Annotated in this window: 16 protein-coding genes and 1 pseudogene; 5 read left to right on the top strand and 12 right to left on the bottom strand. The window is 54.4% G+C overall.

Translation table 11 applies throughout. From position 1 onward, the window contains the following. Positions 1 to 97: 97 nt before the first annotated feature. The 11 genes from KTE_RS03340 to KTE_RS03390 form a co-directional block, all read right to left on the bottom strand. Positions 98 to 1,747 carry an ABC transporter permease subunit gene (locus tag KTE_RS03340; protein ID WP_201378523.1) on the bottom strand — a complete coding sequence of 550 codons (1,650 nt, stop codon included), beginning with the start codon at positions 1,745 to 1,747 and terminating at the stop codon, positions 98 to 100. After that, entirely contained in the window at positions 1,734 to 2,663 is a 930-nt protein-coding gene (locus tag KTE_RS03345) for an ABC transporter ATP-binding protein (protein WP_201378526.1), read from the bottom strand. The genes KTE_RS03340 and KTE_RS03345 overlap by 14 nt, the downstream gene beginning before the upstream one ends. Positions 2,664 to 2,751: 88 nt before the next feature. Next, the gene (locus KTE_RS03350; RefSeq protein WP_236600269.1) at positions 2,752 to 3,498 is read right to left on the bottom strand and encodes a TetR/AcrR family transcriptional regulator; all 747 of its coding nucleotides are present in this window, start codon (positions 3,496 to 3,498) and stop codon (positions 2,752 to 2,754) included. 217 nt (positions 3,499 to 3,715) lie between these two features. Beyond that, positions 3,716 to 5,299 (bottom strand): phosphoenolpyruvate carboxykinase (ATP), encoded by a 1,584-nt coding sequence (pckA, locus tag KTE_RS03355; RefSeq protein ID WP_201378528.1) that lies wholly within the window; start codon positions 5,297 to 5,299, stop codon positions 3,716 to 3,718. 422 nt (positions 5,300 to 5,721) lie between these two features. Then, complete coding sequence (locus KTE_RS03360) at positions 5,722 to 6,201, bottom strand: hypothetical protein (RefSeq protein ID WP_201378530.1); 480 nt, start codon at positions 6,199 to 6,201, stop codon at positions 5,722 to 5,724. 254 nt (positions 6,202 to 6,455) lie between these two features. After that, entirely contained in the window at positions 6,456 to 7,619 is a 1,164-nt protein-coding gene (locus tag KTE_RS03365) for an RNA-guided endonuclease TnpB family protein (RefSeq protein ID WP_201378532.1), read from the bottom strand. 403 nt (positions 7,620 to 8,022) lie between these two features. Continuing rightward, positions 8,023 to 9,411, bottom strand: coding sequence for a UDP-N-acetylmuramoyl-L-alanine--D-glutamate ligase (gene murD, locus KTE_RS03370; protein WP_201378533.1), 1,389 nt, complete (start codon positions 9,409 to 9,411; stop codon positions 8,023 to 8,025). 132 nt (positions 9,412 to 9,543) lie between these two features. Beyond that, on the bottom strand, positions 9,544 to 10,011 hold the full coding sequence (locus KTE_RS03375) for a hypothetical protein (protein WP_201378534.1): 468 nt from the start codon (positions 10,009 to 10,011) through the stop codon (positions 9,544 to 9,546). Positions 10,012 to 10,054: 43 nt separating this feature from the next. Beyond that, complete coding sequence (locus tag KTE_RS03380) at positions 10,055 to 10,708, bottom strand: HlyD family secretion protein (protein ID WP_201378535.1); 654 nt, start codon at positions 10,706 to 10,708, stop codon at positions 10,055 to 10,057. A 163-nt stretch (positions 10,709 to 10,871) separates the two neighbouring features. After that, a complete protein-coding gene (locus KTE_RS03385) occupies positions 10,872 to 12,509 on the bottom strand; it encodes a DHA2 family efflux MFS transporter permease subunit (RefSeq protein WP_201378541.1) in 1,638 nt (545 codons plus the stop codon). A gap of 220 nt (positions 12,510 to 12,729) precedes the next feature. Next, positions 12,730 to 13,344 carry a TetR/AcrR family transcriptional regulator gene (locus KTE_RS03390; RefSeq protein ID WP_201378543.1) on the bottom strand — a complete coding sequence of 205 codons (615 nt, stop codon included), beginning with the start codon at positions 13,342 to 13,344 and terminating at the stop codon, positions 12,730 to 12,732. A gap of 244 nt (positions 13,345 to 13,588) precedes the next feature. Here KTE_RS03390 and KTE_RS03395 point away from each other — a divergent pair, with 244 nt between their 5' ends. Continuing rightward, the gene (locus KTE_RS03395; RefSeq protein ID WP_201378546.1) at positions 13,589 to 14,161 is read left to right on the top strand and encodes an IS607 family transposase; all 573 of its coding nucleotides are present in this window, start codon (positions 13,589 to 13,591) and stop codon (positions 14,159 to 14,161) included. 16 nt (positions 14,162 to 14,177) lie between these two features. After that, a pseudogene (locus KTE_RS03400) lies at positions 14,178 to 15,472 on the top strand (RNA-guided endonuclease InsQ/TnpB family protein). 400 nt (positions 15,473 to 15,872) lie between these two features. Here the strand turns inward: KTE_RS03400 and KTE_RS03405 are convergent. Continuing rightward, positions 15,873 to 16,541 carry a LysM peptidoglycan-binding domain-containing protein gene (locus KTE_RS03405; protein ID WP_201378554.1) on the bottom strand — a complete coding sequence of 223 codons (669 nt, stop codon included), beginning with the start codon at positions 16,539 to 16,541 and terminating at the stop codon, positions 15,873 to 15,875. Between the two features lie 978 nt (positions 16,542 to 17,519). Between KTE_RS03405 and KTE_RS03410 the strand changes: the two genes are divergently transcribed. From KTE_RS03410 to KTE_RS03420, 3 genes are read left to right on the top strand one after another with little or no spacing between them, the layout of a single operon-like run. After that, on the top strand, positions 17,520 to 18,548 hold the full coding sequence (locus KTE_RS03410) for a hydrogenase expression protein HypE (RefSeq protein ID WP_201378556.1): 1,029 nt from the start codon (positions 17,520 to 17,522) through the stop codon (positions 18,546 to 18,548). Positions 18,549 to 18,603: 55 nt separating this feature from the next. Continuing rightward, positions 18,604 to 20,400, top strand: coding sequence for a nickel-dependent hydrogenase large subunit (locus tag KTE_RS03415; protein WP_201378558.1), 1,797 nt, complete (start codon positions 18,604 to 18,606; stop codon positions 20,398 to 20,400). 30 nt (positions 20,401 to 20,430) lie between these two features. Beyond that, positions 20,431 to 20,652, top strand: coding sequence for a hypothetical protein (locus KTE_RS03420; RefSeq protein WP_201378559.1), 222 nt, complete (start codon positions 20,431 to 20,433; stop codon positions 20,650 to 20,652). The last annotated feature ends 39 nt before the right edge of the window (positions 20,653 to 20,691 follow it).

Raw genomic sequence — 20,691 nt, forward strand, 5'->3', positions numbered from 1 at the left:
GCTTGCATGGACTTGCGAGCGTAGAGACGTTCCACGTGTAAGAGAGTCCATGCAAGCATGGACCCTACTACACTGACTTTCTTCGTGAATTCACCGCTTAGCGCCCAATATCTTTTCGGACAAAGCGCGCCGCAGCCAGCACCAGGGCTACGATGGCAACCGCCAGCACCCCTAGCATATTGCCCAGCGATAGACCATGAATCAGTGGCGTTCCATAGTAGTAAAAGGCGGAGAGGCGCAGCGTCGTCTCCGGCCAGCTCAGCTCTGGACCGACATAGCTGATAAAAAACCAGATTACCAGCAAGAAGCTCAGGAGACCAGTATCCACCGCCGCACGCAGCCAGCCGGAGAGCAGGTAGCCAATGGCGGCCATCAGCAGCCCCAGGGGAATAAGCGAGAGCGTCGCGGCAGCCAGGTTACCTCCGTCGAGCTTCAGGCCACTGGCGACCGAGGCCAGCGCCGTGGCGCCCAGGGTTACCAGGCCGATAAGCACCGTGGCCGTGGTGAGCGCACCAAAGCGTGCCAGAATGACGGTCAGGCGCGACTGCGGCGTTGCCAGCACCATTTCATGCAAACCATCCTCTTCATCAGACGACCAGCGGCTGGCCTGGGTAATGGCGAAGGCCATCAGGAGCAGCGGCAGGAAGGAGAAGAGCGCGCTGAGCAGGGTGGCATTGGTATTGACATCACTCCCACCAACTTTTGTGATAAACCCTTTGAGCAAGGGCGAGTCCTGGTACATGGAGGAGAGTTGCGCCTCAGACTGCTTAACAATCACAACTACCCACCCGGCGAAGCCAGCGATACCCAGCGTCCACCAGCAGGCGGGAGCTATAACCATCCCCAGGCTGCGTGTATAGACCGACTTCAGCGACCAGGAATTTACCGGGAGCGCTCGCTCCAGGGACATAGTTCGCTCTGGCAGGCGCAGCCAGCGTGGCAGCTGCACCACACTGCCAATATCGCGCCGCGCAAAGAAAACCAGCGCCGCGACACTCAGCAGAACGCTCAGGCCCAGCAGGACAAGTAGCCCAAGAGCGTCGGCACTGTGACCCGGCACGATGGGCTTGCTCAGATTATAGTAGTAGATGGGAGACAAACGGCTGATCCATTCGGTATTGGGTGTCACCCGGTGTACCATATCCAGCATGATAAAGAGTACCAGCAGGCCACCAGTCACGCCAGCCGCTTTGCCGCGCTCGGGCAAGAATTGGGAGAGCAGCAGCGCGATAGATCCAAACACAGCGCTTATAAGCGATATATTCAAGCCATAGAGCAGGGCATCGCCCAGGCCAAAAGATCCTTTTACAGACTGGCCACCCGCGAAGGTCAGGAGTCCAATAAGCAGGCCCATACCCAGCAGAGCGGTCCATACAGCGGCCAGCTTCTCCAGCGCGATGCGCACGCGTCCACGCGGCAGCGAGAGAAGGACATCCATGGAGCCGCGCTCCTCCTCGCCACGCAGCAGGCGGCTACATATCAGGAGCGGCCAGATGGCGATAATCAAGATAGTAAAGCCATACTTAAAGGTTGCATAGCCTCCGGGGGTATCTACAGCGATCGGCTCGGCCAGCCAGGCGTACGAACTAGACAGGCTGACGAGCGCGGCCCGCGCCTGTGGCGTATTCACCAGCGAGGGAACGGCGGAGAGCACGACATACATGAGCAGGCCCAGGCCCAGGCCCCAGCCTAAAATGGCAATGCGGGCCTCGCGCAGGGTCTTGAGGTAGACGCTAGTGAACCACATGGCTGGCCTCCTTAACGGCCTGACCGTCGCTCTCATAATAGCGCATGAAGATGTCTTCCAGGCTCGGCTCGTGGCTCGTCAAGCCTATAACTGAAAACTGAGCTGCCTCTTTGATCACAGCATCCGCCTGGCCCTGTACAAACAGGCGCAAGGTATGCCCGTCGACCAGCGATTCCACCTGTTCCACACCCGCAAGCCCTTTGAAGGCCTCAGCAGGAACCGGGCTGGCAAAGGTGATGGTCAGCTCATGACGCTTGATATCCTTCAAATCATTAATAAGACCTACGCGCACGAGTTGACCACCGCGAATAATGGCGACGCGATTACACGTCTGCTCAACCTCGGTCAGGATGTGCGAAGAGAGAAAAACCGTGCGCCCATCATCGCGCACCTCTGTAACCATGCGATCAAACTCTTGCTGGTTCAGCGGGTCCAGGCCACTGGTCGGCTCATCTAGAATTAACAGACGCGGGCGATGCATAAAGGCCTGAATGATGCCAAGTTTACGCTTATTGCCAGTGGAATACTGGCGGATCTTACGGGTGGGATCGAAATCCAGCTGGGCGATCAGTTGCTTGAGATAGCTCTGATCGATGCCGCCGCGTAGATGGCCAAAGTATTGGAGAATCTGGCCCCCGGTCAGGTTGGGATCAAGCGAGAGTTCGCCCGGCAGGTAGCCGACCAGGCGCTTGATCTCTACGGACTGCTGCCAGATATCCAGTCCAGCGATGTGTGCCGTGCCCGCGTCGGCGCGTAACAGCGCCATCAGCAGGCGAATCGTCGTGGTTTTGCCCGCGCCATTGGGGCCAAGAAAGCCAAAGACCTCGCCCTCTTCCACCTGGAAGGAGACATCGGTAATGCCGCGCTTGCTACCATAGCGCTTGGTCAGGTGGTCCACTTCAATAATCGCTGTCATGTTAGCGTCCTTTTCCTCTTATTGAGAGGCTAAAAATTCACAAAAAGCATAAAACACATGGTATTTTTTCCGGTGGGGATCTCCACGATTAATCGCCTTCGGACACGCTAGCCTCCCGATTCATCGTGGAGGTCCCTACCAGTCTGGAATAAGGTGGCAGCCATTGGGCAAGGTCGTCGCGTGTAGCGAGCCACAGGCTGTTGGCGGGCGCGCCGAGCACACGCTCCATGGCGTCAGAGGTCGCGACAGCGATCCTCTCAAGGCGTGGCAGGTCGTCTTGCGAACATTCCTCTGAGAGAAACAGCTCGGCAAATGCATAGCCAAAATCCTCAAGCATGGAGATGATCAAGCGCGCTGCCTGGTCGGGATAGGCGATCTGGAAGACGCCTTCCCGAGATCCTTGCAGGATCATCTCCTCCAGCCAGGGAGTCAGGCGCTTGATCCTGGTGGAATGCAGCTTATGGCGCACAATGGCGTTGTCATCGGCATACCAGATACGAGTGTACGCAAGCAACAGGTCTCTATGCGCCAGCTTCCAGCGGTCAGCTGTAGCAAAGAAGCGCTGAAACTTTTCAATCGCGCCCAATTCTCGATCATGAACGATGGGGAGTATTTGGGCTTCAACCGCGCTCCCCATGCGTTCGACAAGTGCCGCGAGCAATGCTGGCTTGGAATCAAAGTAGTGATAGAACGCCCCAGAAGAAATGCCCAGCTCACCCAGCAAGTCGGCAATTGCCATCTGCTCATAACCTTTGGTCGCAATAGCCCGCTGGGCCGCGTCAAGAATAGCGTTACGCCTGGCTGCATGGGCTGCCTCGTTAACGACTCGTGCCATATCCTCCCTCTCCCAATTAACAAACATACTCTCGGTTTATTATTCATAGTATAAGCTCATACATGGATCGCTGTCAATAAAAATGTTCATCATTATCCGAGTTTCTCAAAATTTCTTGAGGTTCTCTTGTCTCAACTCACAATCTCATCAAGAGAAAAGCCCGGACCATTCACCTTCGGTGAATGGTCCGGGCTTTTCTCTTGATGAGGTTATTAGCTTAGCGTGGGCCAGCGGCGCGTATATCCTCGCTAACGAGGGTGAACTGCTCAAAATTCTTTTTGAACAGTTCGGCCAGGTAGGTGGCCTGCTGATCATAGCCGTCCTGGTCGATCCAGGTGTTGCGCGGCTGCAAGACCTCAGCCGGGACGCCTGGACAGGTCGTTGGAATTTGCAGGCCAAAGATGGGATCGGTCATGATCTCCGCCTGCTCAATATCGCCATTAATCGCGGCCTTGACCATCTGGCGCGTGTAGTTGATGTTGATACGCGAGCCAATGCCATAGGCACCACCCGTCCAGCCGGTGTTGATCAGGTAGCAGCGCACATTGTGCTTCTCGATGCGCTCACGCAGCAGGTTCGCATACTCACCTGGGCGCAAGGGCAAGAAGGCCGCACCAAAGCAGGAGCTAAAGGTCGCCTGGGGCGAGGTCACGCCCCGCTCGGTACCCGCCAGCTTGCTGGTATAGCCCGAGAGGAAGTAGTACATAGCCTGCTTAGTCGTCAGCTTCGAGATGGGAGGCAAGACACCAAAGGAGTCAGCCGTCAAGAAGATCACCGCCTGGGGCTGGCCGCCCATGCCAGATTCCACAACATTGTCGATGAAGTCGATCGGGTAGGCCACGCGTGTGTTCTCGGTCAGCGAGCTATCTTCGTATTTGGGATTACGAGTCTTCTCATCGAGAACAACATTCTCGTAGACCGAGCCAAAGCGGATCGCGTTCCAGATCTGAGGCTCGTACTTCTCGGAGAGGTTGATGCACTTGGCATAACAGCCGCCCTCAAAGTTGAAGACGCCATTATCACCCCAGCCGTGCTCGTCGTCACCGATCAGTCGGCGCTCGGGGTCGGCGGAGAGGCTGGTCTTACCCGTGCCAGAGAGGCCGAAGAAGAGCGCCACATCACCATCTTCGCCAATATTGGCGGAGCAGTGCATCGGCAGCACTCCCTGGGCCGGAAGAATAAAGTTAAGCACAGTAAAGATCGACTTCTTCATCTCGCCCGCGTACTCTGTACCCGCGATCAAGACCAGGCGCTCTTCAAAATCAATAATAATAGCGGTTTCGGAACGTGTACCATGAGCGCGTGGATTCATGCGGAAATGAGGAACGCAGAGAATCGTAAAGCCAGGATTCTCGCTCGTCTGATCGCTCTCGTTCGCGCGTAAGAAAAGCTGGCGTGCGAAGAGATTATGCCAGGCCAGCTCGGTAATAACCTGGATCGGCATACGATAGTTGGGATCAGCACCAGCCGCCGCGTCTAAGACATAGACATCGCGCCCCTGAAGATAGTCCGACAAGCTCTGGCGAATAAGAGCAAATGTCTCGGGAGACATGGGATGATTATTCTCGCCCCACCAGATCTTCGATGCGATCTCCTCGTTTGAAACGATAAATTTATCCTTGGGGGAGCGGCCAGTGTGGCTTCCTGTCGTCGCACGAAAAGCACCATTCGACGCCAGAACGCCCTCTTTACGAGACAGCGCTTGCTCAATCAACACAGCAGGATCTAAATTCCAATTAATAGAGCCTAGATTTGTTAAACCGTAATCTTCAAGAGCCTTCCTGCTCATCATCATTGTCATACTGTTTAATCTCCTTCGGGGCCAGGTCCTCTCTTGGTTTGCGCGCTTCACAACTACAATGGTGTTGGCACTCATCCACCGAGTACCATTACAACGCGTCCGGCCCCAACCTAACCACCGTTAGTTTAATACAATTCATGGCTATAAAGCAACCCATTTTCAGTCTGAATAGCCAGATCTAGCAATAAATGTTAATAATAACCCAATAAAAAAGTAAATACATATTCACCTTACACATAAGTGTGATTCACCTTACAAACGACTGGCACCCCTGCCTGGTTTCACAGCCACCTATCTCTCTCCTTGCACAAAATATAAAAGAGACCTGGAGATACTACTCCAGGCCTCTTTAGATATCTTCCCTTCGCCCAATGATGCTAATTGGTTCATCCAGCAAGTTGTAGAATCCATCTTTTTGCGGCTTAGAAGCTGCCGCCTCCGCCATTGCTGCTGGACGTATCGCCATCGCTCCAGTTGATTGAGGTATCCGAACCGAAGAAGCCACTGCCCTCGTTCGTATTACCACTATCACTACTACTACTGCTGCTACTCGGCCAGCTATTGTCGGAACTCGAGGTAAAGAGGCTACTACTTGCATGATTCTCGCGTCTCCAGGTATAGTCCTCACAGTCGTCATCCATATCACCGCCTCGCCTATACTTCACAATCCAGGAGACGATCCCGATCAGGACGATAACGCCAAGAAGAGGCCAAACCATCCAGGCGGGCATAGATGAGCCAGATGAGCCAGATGAGCTATGATATGAACTGTGATAGTGGTAAGTAGTAGTGTGTCTGCATGTACATGGGCGCCCCTGGCTCGTCAAAATAGCATCCACGCCCTTTCCCTGCGCGAAGCTCATGCCTGGCAATGCAGGGTGAACTGCTCGCACCACCAGCATCGACGCATTTCTGATCTCATGCTTAATACTCTCCTCCTGAGAGGGCTCAGAGAGATAGGCTCCAGTTACAGCGCCGCACAATAGCAGAAGACAACTCAAACCCAGATATATATTTATAGGTCTCATCCATCTATTCATGCTCTTATTTATCCTGCTCCGATTTTCCTATACAAACGTATGCAAGCACACGCTCACACCGAATTTCGTTGTTCCTGTTTCATCCGTAGGTGCCTCCGGGCCGAAGCCCTTTGGTCTTACCCCGCGTCCGCAGGCAAGTTTGCGTCTTCGTCCGAGCCAGTACCGGAGACGGCTTGATCAATGAGCCCGATCAAGCGAAGGGCTTCCCGTAACACATTCTGACCTGCGTTGTAATCTCGATCCTGCGGAAACTGATCATATGGGCAAGCAGGATTCTGACACACAAAGATGCGATCCTTGAGCCTCATCGCTTCCCACGTCCAACCGCAGCAATGACAGGTCTTACTGGAAGGAAAGAAACGGCCCACCTTGATTATTTGTCCCCCACGTTGCGCCGCTTTTGCCTCGAGCAGACGTCTGAGGGTGCCCAGTGAGGCATCGGCGAACGAGCGAGCGAGACGGCGATTCCTGAGCAGTCCCTTGAGGTGGAGATCTTCCACTCCGATGATCCCGTAGCTGTCGACCAGCCTGGTGGTGAGCTTCTGAAGGGCATCCTGGCGCAGGCAGGTGATGCGATAATGCAGACGGGCGACCTGTCGGCGCGCTTTCTCCCGATTCGCGGATCCCAGTTTTCGGCGATGCAGCCGTTTGTTGGCCTGACGCAATTTCTTGAGAGCGGTTTTGAGGAAGGCTTGGTTTTCGACTTCCTCTCCTGTACTCAAGGTGGCCAGGCGGTTGAGCCCCACATCGATACCCACGGCGGCTGGTTTGTTCACCGGGATGGTTTCAGGGATCTCGACCTGGATGGAAACAAACCACCAATCCGCTGTTTTGGTGATGCGTGCCCCTTTCACGCGGCCCACAAACCGCAGCTTCTCAGCCAGATTGACCCATCCGAGCTTGGGGATCCACATGCGATGATCCCCCAACTCGAATTGATCGTTGGCAAGGTAAAAGGAGGGTTTGCTTGTTTTCTTGCTCTTGAACGTGGGGCGTTTGGCTTTGCCTTCAAAAAACGCGGTGAAGGCTTTTCCCAGATCGAGAAAGGGCTGATCTGAGGCGTTCTTCGTCACCTCCCATGTCCAGGGGAATTGCACCCGCCGAATCTCGTTGAATTGCTTCTTGAGTTTCAAGGCGGTGGGTTTGTCTCCGGCCTCATATTGGCGGTTCCATTCGGCCAGCGCCCAATTCCACACAAAGCGAGCAACGCCTGCGGCACGAGCAAAATAGTTGGCCTGCTCAGGTGTGGGATGCAGTCTGATCTTATGGGCGCGAATCATGCGGTTCTGCTCTTTCTCTTACCTCATATTTTCTTCAGTATAGGACAAATGTTCTCATCTGTCAAGAAGCCCGAAAGCGTGGCGTCTTGCCCACGATTGATCTCTGTTTCCCACTTTTTGGGAAACAGTTGCATCCTCTTTCACTCTTCACCGCGTCTAACTGCTAGATATCATAAACGATGACACAGAATAGCACTATCAACTACTTCACAATTGTCCCATAACAATTCCACATATTCACACATACGTACACAAAGACAAATTCCCCAACCACAAGCGCGATAGAAGAGAGGGTGATCCGGCATAGGCAGAAAAAGCAATCGATCACACTGTTGCCTCTCTTAGAGAAGCGACGGTGTGATCGATAATAAATTTGTGGGGCATGCATTGAGGCGATGCCAGATTATTGGCCTTTTGTCTTCTCGCGAATGTAAGCGACGAACTTATCGCCTCGATCAAATTCGTTTAGGAACATGCCAAAGCTGGTAAATCCGGGCGAGAAGAGCAGAACATCGCCAGGGCGTGTCAGGGCCAGGGCGGCATCGATAGCCTGGTGGAAATCATCAAAGGTACCGCGAACGGGATCAATCACACCTTGCCGCTCTATCTCCTGACGTAGTTCAGGCAGAAGTTCATCGGTGCCACTGCCGGGCAACAGGATCACATTGCGACAGCGCTTGATGATCGTTTCGGGCCATTGCTCCAATGGAAGGTGTTTGGTATTGCCGCCCGCGACGAGTACGATGGGTTGCTCAAAAGCCTCCAAAGCCACCTGGCCTGCGATAGGTGAGGTACTGGTGCTGTCGTTTACAATGCGTACGCCATGCCACTCGCAGACCTCTTCGAGGCGATGCGAGACGCCTTTGAAGCGACGCACAGTCTCAGCGATCACACCTTCGGGTATCCCGAGGAGGCGCGCAGTCGTCGTCGCCAGCAAGATATTCTCCAGGTTATGCCTCCCCTTCAAGGGCGTCTCGGCGAAGGCGAGGGGCTCAACCTGTGTGGGTGCGCCGTCGACCAGGGCCGAACGGGGAAAGCTTCCACCATGCTCAACGCTGGTAAACCAGGTCTCGCCTGGGGCCTCCAGGCCAAAGCGGCGCGTCCAGGGATTGTCATAGTTGAAGACGGCCATGCCATGCTCCGTCTGGAAGCGGAAGATATTAGCCTTGGCCTCGGCATAGTCCTCCATGCCATTGTAGGTATTGAGGTGGTCGGGATAAATATTGGTCATGACCGCGACCGAGGGGCTGATGCTGTGTGGAGCTAACCCTTCAAGCTGCCAACTCGACAACTCCAGCACCACCAGTGTCTCAGGGGTAATCTGTGGTAAGAGCGAGAGCGTCTCCACGCCCGCGACGTTGCCACCGATCACGACTGGCGCCTGCCCGTGAGCACGCAGTATCTCATAGATCAGGCTGGTAGTGGTCGTCTTGCCACGCGTCCCAGTGATACCAATAATGCGTCCGGGGCAGGCCAGAAAGAAGAGGCCAATCTCCATCTCGATCTGCGCCCCGTGCTCCTGTGCCAGCAGGAGGTAGCGCGAGGTACGCGGCACTCCAGGATTGCGGATCACCACGTCGGCCCAGATAAAATCCTCGTCGCGATGCTCGCCCAGGATAAACTCGATGGGAAGGCCAGCCAGCGCACGCACGCTGGGGGCCAGGACCTCAGGCGATTTCATATCGGTCACACGTACGACCGCGCCTTGCTGAGCAGCGTAGCGAGCTGAAGCCATGCCCGAGCCCTGTAGCCCCAGGCCCATGACCAGCACGCGCTTTCCCCGCAGGTTCATATCTTCAAACCCTCGCTTCCCTTTTTTCGTCCTTCCATCATACCAGAATCCCCAAGTAGAGACAAATAAGGAAGAGAGAAGAGGGAGTGCTGGCCGGGCGGTCGCCCGGCCAGCACTCCCTCTTCTCTCTTTTTAGTAAGTGCGCTCTTCCTTTGGGGCCGGAGCACTGTGCTCGCGTTGGGAGAGGGAGGCATAGATGCGTCCCAGGCGCTGCTCGATCTCACGGGAGTGATGATTGAGAATCTGAAGCTGCTCGGTCAGTTGATAGACATTATCCTGCAGCATGTGAATCTCTTGCTCAAAATGGTCCAGAGATGGCATCGCAGCGAGAGGCTGAGAGACCTGAACCGGGATAGCAGCTGTGGGCGCGTCAGCGATAGCGACAGGCGTCTGCGCGGTAGACTCAGACGCGAGTGGGCGTGTATGCACACCCTCCTCGGCAGGCACAGCCGGCTGTTGCTGGATGGCCTCCTGAGCCTGAACTGGCGCGGCGGGCGCCGCTTTTTTCGCTTCTCTGGTGGCTCCGCCACCGCGCGCCAGGAGGAAGGCTCCAATAATCGCCAGGATCGCGACCGCGATCAAACCTCCGACGATAAACATGCGACATTCCTTTCTAGTGAGTGGTACGGTAAATCCCTACAAATTAGTGCAGGTGGATCTTTACAGTAGCACTCAAGCCAGGAACCAGGGTATGACCACCGTTGCCATCCAGGCTCACAACCACGGGAACGCGCTGACCAACCTTGGTGAAGTTGCCGCTTGAGTTATCGGAAGAAGGCAGCAGCGAGAACTGGCCAGCAGTCGCCTGCACGATGTGATCGATATGACCAGTGAAGGAATCGCCGGAGTAGGCATCGACACTGACATCCACGTCCTGACCATTTTTGATATTGTTGAGCTGAGCCTCGTCAACATACGCGGTCACATTGAGCTTCGAGAGGTCAACGACCTGAGCCAGGGAGAGGCCAGCGCTGACAAGCTGTCCCTCAACACCGGTCTCCTGCACGATAGTGCCATCAATAGGACTGGTCAGATTGACGTTCACCTTCTGGCCGGTCTGCGCGACAGCTGCCACGCTACCAATGACCTGTCCGGCCTGAACTTTATCGCCCTGTTTGACATTCAGTTGCGTTAACTGACCCGCCTGGGGACTGCTGATACTGAGAATCTGCCCGGAAATCTGAGCATCATCGGTGGAGTAGAAGTTATAGCTATTGTAGAACCAATAGACACCGGCACCCGCGATAGCCAGCAGGGCCACAAAGACGAGAACTGGAACAAGAATGAGACGACGCACGATGCGTTTCCTCCTAAGGATCTTATTCCGAACCCCAACGTCACTTGCGTGACTAGCGCTTCGCGCTCAGGGTTTTCGGATATGAAGTAGTAAAATGAGAAGAACGAAGAATATCAAAAGTGCTTACGCAAGCTAATAAATTACGAATCGAGAGTGTGCCGGATTAGAGCGCCATCGACGCTTCCTCACGGGCTTTTTCCGCCTCCGCACGCTCTTCAGCGGTCATCGACGCCTCGTCAACCACGACAGCCTTTTTCTTGCTGCCAGTCACAAAAAGCGTCGCAATGATGGCTACAATGGCCAGGAAGAGGCTGACGCGGAAGGCATCTTGAATAGCCAGCATATATGATTGGCGTTGCAGAAGTCCACCAATAGTCTTCAGCGCGTAGGCATACGCCGCCATCGCGGAAGCGCCATTCCCCATCAGTCCCGCCTGAATCATCATTACCATGTGACCAAACGAAGACGTAGGAGTCACCTGCTCAGCCAGGTGAGCGTAGTGAACCTTGTTCTGTGATTGCACCAGCGTCGCGATAATCGCTACAGCTAGAGAGCTACCAACGAAACGCAGCGTCGTACTCACGGAAGAAGCTTGTGAGAGGCGGCGAGGCTGAATATTGGCCAGCGCCGAGACACTTAATGGCTGCATGCAAAGGCCAATGCCAAAGCTGCGTAAGATCAAGAGCCACTGGAAATCACCAATGGGAATTGAGGTGTTCAGCGAGGTATAAAGCCACATGGCAATCGCCAGAATAATCAAGCCTGGAATAACCACGGCTCGCACACCAATCCTATCCACCAAGCGACCACCAATAAGTACAGCCACCATCGAAGCCAGCGCCTGCGGCAGCAGCACCAGGCCAGCCTGATACGCGCTCAGACCACGCAGGTTTTGCAGATAGATGGGGATCAAGAATAGACCACCATAGAGCGCAAAGGTCACCAGAATACTGGCAATGCTACTGGTAGAGAACGAGCGATCCGCGAACACCGTCAGGTCTAGCAATGGTTGCTCATTACGACGCGAGAGTCTCAGTTCCACGACAACGAAAGCTATCAGCAGAACAATACCCACGATCAACGAGCCCATGACGATAGGTGAGGTCCAACCATCTGTACTGGCATCAGAGAGGCCATACAGCAGGAGAGCCAGCCCAATGCTTGAGCATAAGAAACCAGGAATATCAAACTTTTTATCCGGAACGATCTCGCCCTCGCGCAGGAAGAAGAAGGCCAGCAAGACGCCCAGAATACCGATTGGCAGATTAATATAGAAAATCAACTGCCAGTCCATATAGGTCACGATGTAGCCACCAATAGTTGGTCCCAGAGCCGGGCCAAGCAAGATAGGAATACCCAGCGCACCCATCACAGTACCACGCTCCTGGGGAGGAAACTCGCGGTAGAGCAAGGTAATGGCTAGAGGCGAGAGAAAGGCACCGGCCACACCCTGCATGATACGGAAGAGGATGAGCATGGGCAAGCTCCAGGAGAGGCCACACAAGACCGAGCCAAGGGTAAAGCCTGCCAGAGCCAGAATGTATAAACGTCTAGTACCGATACGATCGGCAAGGAAAGCCGTAAGCGGAGTAGCGACGCCCTGAGCCAGCGTATAAGCGGTAAGCACCCACTGTACGCTATTAAGATCAGAACCAAAGGCCGTCTCTAATCGGGGGACAGCGATATTGACGATGGTACCATCCAGAATAGACATGAAGATACCAAAAATCACCACGCCAGCCACAATCCACTTATACGGGAGGCCTCCCTCTCGCTTTGCAGCGGGGACGGAAACTTGCACGCAAGCACCTCCTAGTATGTATACAAAAATTTCAATACATCAATCTAAAAAAACACACAAGGCAAACGAGAAAGATTTAAGCAAACATACATACATTGGTAGCGGATAGAAGAATAAGACACCATATCCAGTTACCGGTGACGGGTAATATGTACGTCTGATCATCAGGTTAACAATAGTTTATAACAGCACGATAGGAAATAACGGCGATGTATTCAGCTCATCGATGAGCAGTGATGCCTTGAAAGTAAATGCGCTTCAGGTAGCCCGACAGTTCTTCAGGTGTGAGCTGAGGATTCTCCCGTAGCACATGGGTATAGGCCAGGGGCGAGAGTACACTAAAAAACGTCTGCACCATCACAAAGGTAGGCAGAGAGGCTTCAAACTCACCAACCTGCTTCCCCTCCTCCAGCAACGTGGCAATGCCCTGCCGAATACAGGTAAAAGGTTGTGAAAGCTTCGCCTGGAGCAAAGATGCCAGTTCCAGATTATTATGGTACGCATACATAAAGTGTGCGTACTTATCGGAAAGGTACAGCAGCATTGAATCAAGCACGCAGACCAGGCGTTCGCGAGGAGAGCCCGGAGTCGCCATGGCTTGCTCAACCATCTCCTGAAAAGAATGCAGGCGACGCGCAAAGAGTTCAGTTACAAGATCTCCTTTGTGTTGAAAATGCAGATAGAGCGTACCTTTGGCAATTCCCACGCGAGACGCAATTTCGTCCATAGACATCTGGTGATAGCCCTGTTCAAACAGTATGTCCTGGGTGACCTGTAGAATCAGGTCCTCGCGCTCCTTGCGTTGTCGCTCCTTCAGAGAGAGGGATTGAGCCATACGATCCGTTCCATGCCTCCCAATACTTGACTTACAAAGCCAAAGCGTGACTTCTCTTCGTTCAGTTTGACTTAACATTTAAATCTTTGACTTTGTAGTCATAAATTTAACAGAACGTCATTGTTTTGTCAATAGGGGGAAAGTATGGCTATTTGTAGCATAGATCGGCGGGGAATGTTTCCCCAAAGAGGGAGGAATGTACTAGGTATTGACAAAGTGCACGAAAGTGAACTAAAATCATTATATGTACTTAGTCGCACAATTTGCCAAGCAGGTGGGTGTCAGCGTGAAAACGTTGCAGCGCTGGGACCGAGAAGGCAGGCTCAAAGCCAAACGAACGCTTTCCGGGCGCCGCTACTACAATGAGGCCGATCTGGCCACGGCACTCAACCTTCCTCAGCGGCCAGCCGCTCGCCGAACGATCGCCTCTTGCCGGGTGTCGAGTCCTGCTCAACGACCGGACTTGCAGAACCAACGAGGAGCGCTCTCGAACTACGCGGCCTCCAAGCAGCTGGTGGTGGACGACTGGATTCTGGAGATTGGTGGGGGTCTCAATGTTGAGCGCAAACGGTTTCTGACTCTGGTGGATGCCATTGTGGCAGGGGAAGTGGAGCGTGTGCTCATTGCGCACCAGGATCGGCTGGCGCGCTTTGGCTTTGCTCTGATCAAACACCTGTGCGAGACCCACCACACGGAATTGGTCGTGATGAACACCGAGACGCTCTCTCCACAACAAGAGCTTGTCCAGGATGTGATGAGCATGCTCCACTGTTTTTCATCGAGATTGTATGGCCTGCGGCATTCCCGCAACGCGTGAGAAAAGGCGCTCAAGGATGAAAACCGCGCACAAGATCCGGATGAACCCCACGCCTGAACAGGTGGAGTATCTCAAACGAGCCTGTGGCACGAGGCGCTTTCTCTACAACTGGGGGCGCGAGCAGTGGGAAAAGCAGTATCAGGCGTATAAAGCTGAGCAGGAAACCGTTCCCGAGGAGCAGCGCGTGCTCAAACTGCCGCATGCCCTCGCACTCAAGAAGCAATTCAACCGGATTCGAGAACACGAGTACCCCTGGACCTATGACGTCACGAAATGTGTGGTGGAGGGAGCCTTCGACGACCTCAAGAAAGCGTATGACAACTTCTTTGCAGGCAGAGCGAACTACCCCCAGTACAAGAAAAAGGGGAAGTCGCACGAATCGTTCTATCTCTCCAACGATAAATTCACCTTGGGAAGCCATTGGATCTCGATCCCCGGGCTTGGCCGTTTCATCCTCGATCAACGCCAAACGAAGAAGGACCGGGGCAAGCTCCTACGCAAACTGGGGACGGTGAACCTGGCAGAAAAACTGCGCTTCGTCGAAAAGGGGGCAGCCACCACTCCCACGAAGAAACGCAACAGGCGCAAGCACGTCGCGTGCGAACGCGTCAAGATCCTGGGGGGACCGTCAGCTGCGAAGCGGGCCACTGGTACATCTCCATCCAGGTAGAGATCACACGGGAGCGCCTCAAAACCCCCGAAGCTGTGGTGGGGGTGGATGTGGGCTTGAAGCAAGCTGCTGTGGTGAGCGATGGACGACGGCTTGAGAACCAAAGGCCGTTCGCGCTCCATCTCAAGAAGCTCGGCAAGCTGCAACGGAAGCTGTCAAAGAAACAGAAGACGAAAGACCTTCAAACCAAGCGAACCGTCTTCAGCAAGCAGTATGAGAAGCAACGGCTCAAGGTCGCGCGCAAGCATCAGCAGATCGCCAACATCCGGCGGGATGTCCAGCACAAGTTCACGACCGAACTGGCGCGAACCTGCGGGGCCATCGGCATCGAAGACCTCAACATCCTGGGGATGATGGCCAACCGGAAGCTCTCGCGTGCCGTAGCCGATGCCGCGATGGGGCAGCTGTTGCAGTTCCTCAAGACCAAAGTGGCCAACGCCGGGGGCGATCTCTTCATCGCCTCGCGCTGGTTTCCCTCGACCAAACGCTGTTCGTGCTGTGGGCAGGTCAAGAAGAGGATGCCGCTCAAACACCGCACCTATGAGTGCTTGGCCTGTGGGCTGGTCATCGATCGGGACCTCAATGCCGCCTTGAATGTGCTGTGGTTCGCAACACAACAGCTTCGCCAGCTTCACGCGTAACGCTGGCCGTCCTGGAGAGTGGCTACCGCCGGACGTAAAATGCCTGGGGAGTTGATGTGAGACCGAAACGGGAGGGCTGATCCAAAGGTTCCCGTGCGCTGGCTATCGACGATGAAGCAGGAAGAACTGACCGCTCGGGCGTGTCTTGCACACGTTTGAGTATGAGAAAGGTAGCAGGTAACATAAATGTCTTATTGGCAGAGTACTCTACTGACGCTGCTAATGCTCTTTTAATAATTAATCTGGGAACGATAATGCTCAACGTTATCTGATTAATTATTAAAACTCCATAAGCACGCGTCTACACATGGTCGAGTACCAGCCCAAAGTATGGACCCGGCTAGCGATATGCTCTAGCCGGGTCCATACTTTGGGCTGGTAGTAAATCCATTTGCCAGGATTAGGGCTGGCAGACCCACTCGCGCCAGCTATAGCCGTCGCGCTGGAAGATTTCATAGGCGGCCTTGATATTCGCCTGAGCGTTGTAAGGCGACTGGCTGGCCTGCGACGTCGTATTCCAGGTGCTTGGATAGAGAATCTGGAACAGGCCGGCGGCATGGCTACCACCAATGGCATAGGGATTAGTCGCATTGGGATTCATCGATGATTCACACATCGCGACATGCTTGGCCCCAGGAGCATAAGCGCCAAATACCTGGTCAATCATCCCATCAATGCTCGTGCTTGTGGTCTGTGCAGGCGCGGCAGGCGCAGTCGTGACGGGCTGCTTCTGCACAGGTGCGGGAGCCGGGGCGGGATTACTCTTCTCCGCATTCGAAAGACAGATTTGCTGACCGACAAAAATAAGATTGGGATTTGTCAGTTCGTTCTGCTTCGCCAGATCTTGCCATTTCAGGCCAAATTGTGCTGCAATAGCACTCAACGTATCACCACTCACCACGTCATAGGACTTTCCGCTACAACGGGTCTGGGCATGAGCGCCCACCGTGTTGGCTCCCCAGAGAATGCTCAGACAGAGCACGGTAAGCACAAGCGCGAAGCGCACCAGGCCGAAGCGCTGAATGTTGTTCAAACGTAAGGCATTACGGATCTGCTTAAAATCCTTCAATTAGGACCTCTCGACTTTCTACATCTTCTTCTCCGAAAACCCTGAGTGCGCTTGCCGTGCCACCGCTTGCCCCCGAATGGGGGTTAGGTGGTCCCCGAATGGGGGAAGCGCTAGTCACGCCAGTGACGTTGGGTTTCGGAATAAGAACATAGCTCATTGGCCAGGAACTAAAACAGTCAACCCTTCTTCGTAACGTCAGGTTGTGTGTTCCTCATACGAGCAGTCCACCCATCCCATTGACACTCTTCTGCGTCCTGGCACGGCCAGGGCTAGGGTTATAATCCTTGCTCGCGTTCTCACCTGCTGCTCTGTGATTTCTTGTGCGATCACAGGTCACAAAGCATACATTGAGAAAAACCAATATAACGACTACCATTTGTACGCGCAGACAATCCTTTGCCTTAACCTTACGCGCATCTCTTACCATCGCTTCAACAAGCAAGCGGTGTTTCTGAGATTAAGGATATATTATCTTGAAATTGCCAGATATGCAATGATACACGTCGATATATAGGACAAAGTACCTAGTGGTACCATAATTTAGGCAATGTGACAGCAGCAATGTAGCGGTATCGTCTATTTACACACAGACACAGCTATTATTCTATATATAGCTTAGCTTGCTAATCTACTTTTTTTATGATACATTTTGCTCGCTTGTAAGGATAGGGCAGAGGAGAAGTCGCACCGTCTTCGCTGCATATGCCCTATGGATAGCAACAAGTATGTGCTGCGGCGGGCTAATTTCTGCTCGGAGTGCTGCCTGTTTCTCTTCCTTGCTAGCAAAACACAACCTGAAGGTATGCTTCTATAACCTCTTCATAGCATAAAAAAAGAAAACGCCAGGCGGCTATCTGGCCTGTTCTCCAGAGTTTCGCGATCTGTTTTGTATAGCCTCCGCTTCTGCCCTCAGCTCAGCACATGAGCAGCCTGGGCAGAGCTACCAACCAGGAGCAGAGATGCTCAAGGAAGGATAGTATGGCAACGCGAGCACGCGTAGAGGAAGTTCATATTATCTGGATGACAGGGGGATTGGGCTGCGATGGAGATACCATCTCGATTACCGCAGCCAGCCAACCAAGCGTCGAAGACGTGGTAATGGGCGCCATCCCTGGGCTTCCTCAGGTGCATCTACACAATCCGGTACTGGCCTACGAGGTTGGAGAAGGCTTTATGACGTGGTGGTATAAGGCCGAGCGCGGAGAGATCGACCCCTTTGTCCTCGTTGTTGAGGGCTCCATTCCCAATGAAAACATCAAAGCAGAGGGCTACTGGGCTGCTCAGGGCAATGACCCGGTAACCAACCAGCCCATTCCCACAGCCACATGGATAGATCGCCTGGCTCCCAAGGCCTGGGCCGTCGTTGCCGCAGGAACCTGTGCCACGTATGGCGGCATTCATGCCATGCAGGGCAATGCTACTGGCGCTATGGGACTGGCAGACTACCTGGGCAAGAACTGGCGCTCATGGGCCGGCATCCCAATCGTGAATGTGCCAGGTTGCCCAGTACAACCCGATAACTTCATGGAGACCCTGCTCTACCTGCTCTATCAGGCAGCAGGCATGGCTCCTATGATCCCCCTCGATGAGGCCTTGCGACCCACCTGGCTCTTCGGCAAAACCGTCCATGAGGGCTGCGACCGAGGCAGCTATTACGAGGAGAGTGACTTCGCGACCGAGTATGGTTCGCCCAAGTGCCTGGTCAAACTGGGCTGCTGGGGACCGGTCGTGCAATGCAACGTGCCCAAGCGTGGCTGGATGGCGGGTCTGGGCGGCTGCCCCAATGTCGGCGGCATCTGCATCGGCTGCACCATGCCCGGCTTCCCCGACAAGTTCATGCCCTTCATGGATGAGCCACCCGGCGCCAAGGCTTCTACTAACCTGATTGAGCTCTATGGCCCGGTCATGCGCAAGCTGCGCAGTATCACTAACACAACACTCAACAAAGAGCCATCCTGGCGGCACAAGGGCCGGGAGCTGGCGACGAGCTATCACCCGAAATGGTAAACGCCACCACGAGATGCTAGCGCAATGAAACATCTCGACAGAAAGAGAGAGATTTATGGCGACTCAAATCAAGAGAGGAGCAGCTCCAGCGCCACCAACCCAGCTCGTAGAAATGGCATGGGATCCCATTACTCGTATCGTAGGGAGCCTGGGCATCTATACCAAGATCGATTTCCAGCAGCGCAAGGTCGCTGAATGTTACAGTACCTCATCAATCTTCCGTGGTTATAGCCTCTTTATGCAGGGCAAGGATCCACGCGACGCGCACTTTATTACCAGCCGCATCTGTGGCATCTGTGGCGATAACCACGCCACCTGTTCGGTCTATACCCAGAACATGGCCTATGGAGTCAAACCACCCGCGCTCGGCGAGTGGATTCTGAACCTGGGCGAGGCCGCGGAGTACATGTTCGACCATAACCTCTACCAGGAGAACCTGGCGGGGGTCGACTTCTGCGAACAGATGGTACGCGAGACCAACCCTGGCGTACTCGACCTGGCGGAAAAGACCGAGGCTCCGCACGCTAAAGATCATGGTTATCGCACCATTGCCGACATTATGCGTGCGCTCAATCCCTTCAGTGGCGAGTTCTATCGTGAAGCACTGCAAATGAGCAGGCTGACACGTGAGAAGTTTTGCCTCATGGAAGGACGCCACGTTCATCCTTCGACCCTCTATCCCGGTGGTGTAGGTACCGTCGCGACTGTCCAGCTCTTCACCGACTACCTGGTCCGCTTGATGAAGTACGTCGAGTTCATGAAAAAGGTCGTCCCTTTGCATGATGATCTCTTCGACTTCTTCTACCAGGCCCTCCCCGGCTATGAGAAAGTCGGGCATCGTCAGACACTTCTCGGCTGCTGGGGCTCATTCCAGGACCCGGACGTCTGCGATTATGACTATCGCACGATGAATGAGTGGGGCAAGGCCATGTTTGTGACGCCAGGCGTGATCGTCGACAATGAACTGATCACCACGAACCTCGTAGACATCAACCTGGGCATTCGCATTCTGCTGGGCAGCTCATACTATGATGACTGGCAGAACGAGCGCACCTTTGTTGATCGCGATCCCCTGGGGAACCCGGTCGATAAGCATCATCCCTGGAACCAGACGACGATTCCAAAGCCGCAGAAGCGCGACTTCAATGAGAAGTATAGCTGGGTCATGTCGCCCCGCTGGTACGATCAGCGTAGTGGCAAACACCTGGCCCTGGATACCGGCGGCGGCCCCATCGCGCGCCTATGGACCACGGCCCTGGCTGGCCTGGTCAACCTGGATGGCTATATCGAGGCCACAGGCCATAGCGTGAAGATCCGCCTGCCCAAGACGGCTATGAAGCCCGAGGTTGAGTTTGAGTGGAAGATTCCCCAGTGGAGCAACGCTCTCGAGCGCGACCGCGCGCGTACCTACTTCCAGGCCTATGCGGCTGCGGTGGCTCTCTACTGTATGGATAAAGCCCTGGCCGAAATCCGCGCCGGGCATACCAAGACCTGGAGCGACTTCTCGGTGCCGAAGGAGGCCATTGGCTGCGGCTTCCATGAAGCTGTTCGCGGCGTGCTCTCGCACCATATGGTGATCGAGAACGGGAAGATCGCCAACTATCATCCCTATCCACCCACGCCCTGGAATGCCAGCGTGCGCGACATCTATGGCACTCCTGGACCATACGAAGATGCCGTACAAAATACGCCCATCTTCGAGGAGAATGGGCCAGACAACTTCAAGGGCATTGATATCATGCGCACGGTACGCAGCTTTGATCCCTGCTTACCCTGCGGTGTGCACATGTACCTGGGCAAGGGGAAAGAGTTACAGGTTGTGCATTCACCCACCTTTGGACAGCCGTTGTAGCGCGGTTCCGCTATAGAAAGAGGTACGACTATGGCAGAGGGCAAGAAAACCTCTGAACCCGTGCACCAGAGCGGGGTAGGCAAGGGTGAAGAGGCGGTCAGAGAGACCGGCAAAGAGGCAGGACGCCACGATACTGGAATCAGAGGAGCTCAACGCCGTGCGGGAAAGGCCTCAGGGCGCTTCTCTACAGGTATCAATCCCCGCCAGGAAGAACCAATTGACCCCAGTAGTCCGTATCTACCACCACCCTAAACAGTAGATAGCATGGGTAGATGCTTCTCTAGAAGCGCA

The sequence above is a fragment of the Ktedonobacter sp. SOSP1-85 genome, assembly GCF_016587415.1.
GTDB lineage: Bacteria > Chloroflexota > Ktedonobacteria > Ktedonobacterales > Ktedonobacteraceae > Ktedonobacter.

Excerpts from the sequence above, each read along its gene's own strand:
- KTE_RS03340 (WP_201378523.1), bottom strand. The coding sequence starts at position 1,747 with ATGTGGTTCACTAGCGTCTACCTCAAGACCCTGCGCGAGGCCCGCATT.
- KTE_RS03345 (WP_201378526.1), bottom strand. The coding sequence starts at position 2,663 with ATGACAGCGATTATTGAAGTGGACCACCTGACCAAGCGCTATGGTAGC.
- KTE_RS03350 (WP_236600269.1), bottom strand. The coding sequence starts at position 3,498 with ATGGCACGAGTCGTTAACGAGGCAGCCCATGCAGCCAGGCGTAACGCT.
- pckA (WP_201378528.1), bottom strand. The coding sequence starts at position 5,299 with ATGACAATGATGATGAGCAGGAAGGCTCTTGAAGATTACGGTTTAACA.
- KTE_RS03360 (WP_201378530.1), bottom strand. The coding sequence starts at position 6,201 with ATGCTGGTGGTGCGAGCAGTTCACCCTGCATTGCCAGGCATGAGCTTC.
- KTE_RS03365 (WP_201378532.1), bottom strand. The coding sequence starts at position 7,619 with ATGATTCGCGCCCATAAGATCAGACTGCATCCCACACCTGAGCAGGCC.
- murD (WP_201378533.1), bottom strand. The coding sequence starts at position 9,411 with ATGAACCTGCGGGGAAAGCGCGTGCTGGTCATGGGCCTGGGGCTACAG.
- KTE_RS03375 (WP_201378534.1), bottom strand. The coding sequence starts at position 10,011 with ATGTTTATCGTCGGAGGTTTGATCGCGGTCGCGATCCTGGCGATTATT.
- KTE_RS03390 (WP_201378543.1), bottom strand. The coding sequence starts at position 13,344 with ATGGCTCAATCCCTCTCTCTGAAGGAGCGACAACGCAAGGAGCGCGAG.
- KTE_RS03395 (WP_201378546.1), top strand. The coding sequence starts at position 13,589 with ATGTACTTAGTCGCACAATTTGCCAAGCAGGTGGGTGTCAGCGTGAAA.
- KTE_RS03410 (WP_201378556.1), top strand. The coding sequence starts at position 17,520 with ATGGCAACGCGAGCACGCGTAGAGGAAGTTCATATTATCTGGATGACA.
- KTE_RS03415 (WP_201378558.1), top strand. The coding sequence starts at position 18,604 with ATGGCGACTCAAATCAAGAGAGGAGCAGCTCCAGCGCCACCAACCCAG.
- KTE_RS03420 (WP_201378559.1), top strand. The coding sequence starts at position 20,431 with ATGGCAGAGGGCAAGAAAACCTCTGAACCCGTGCACCAGAGCGGGGTA.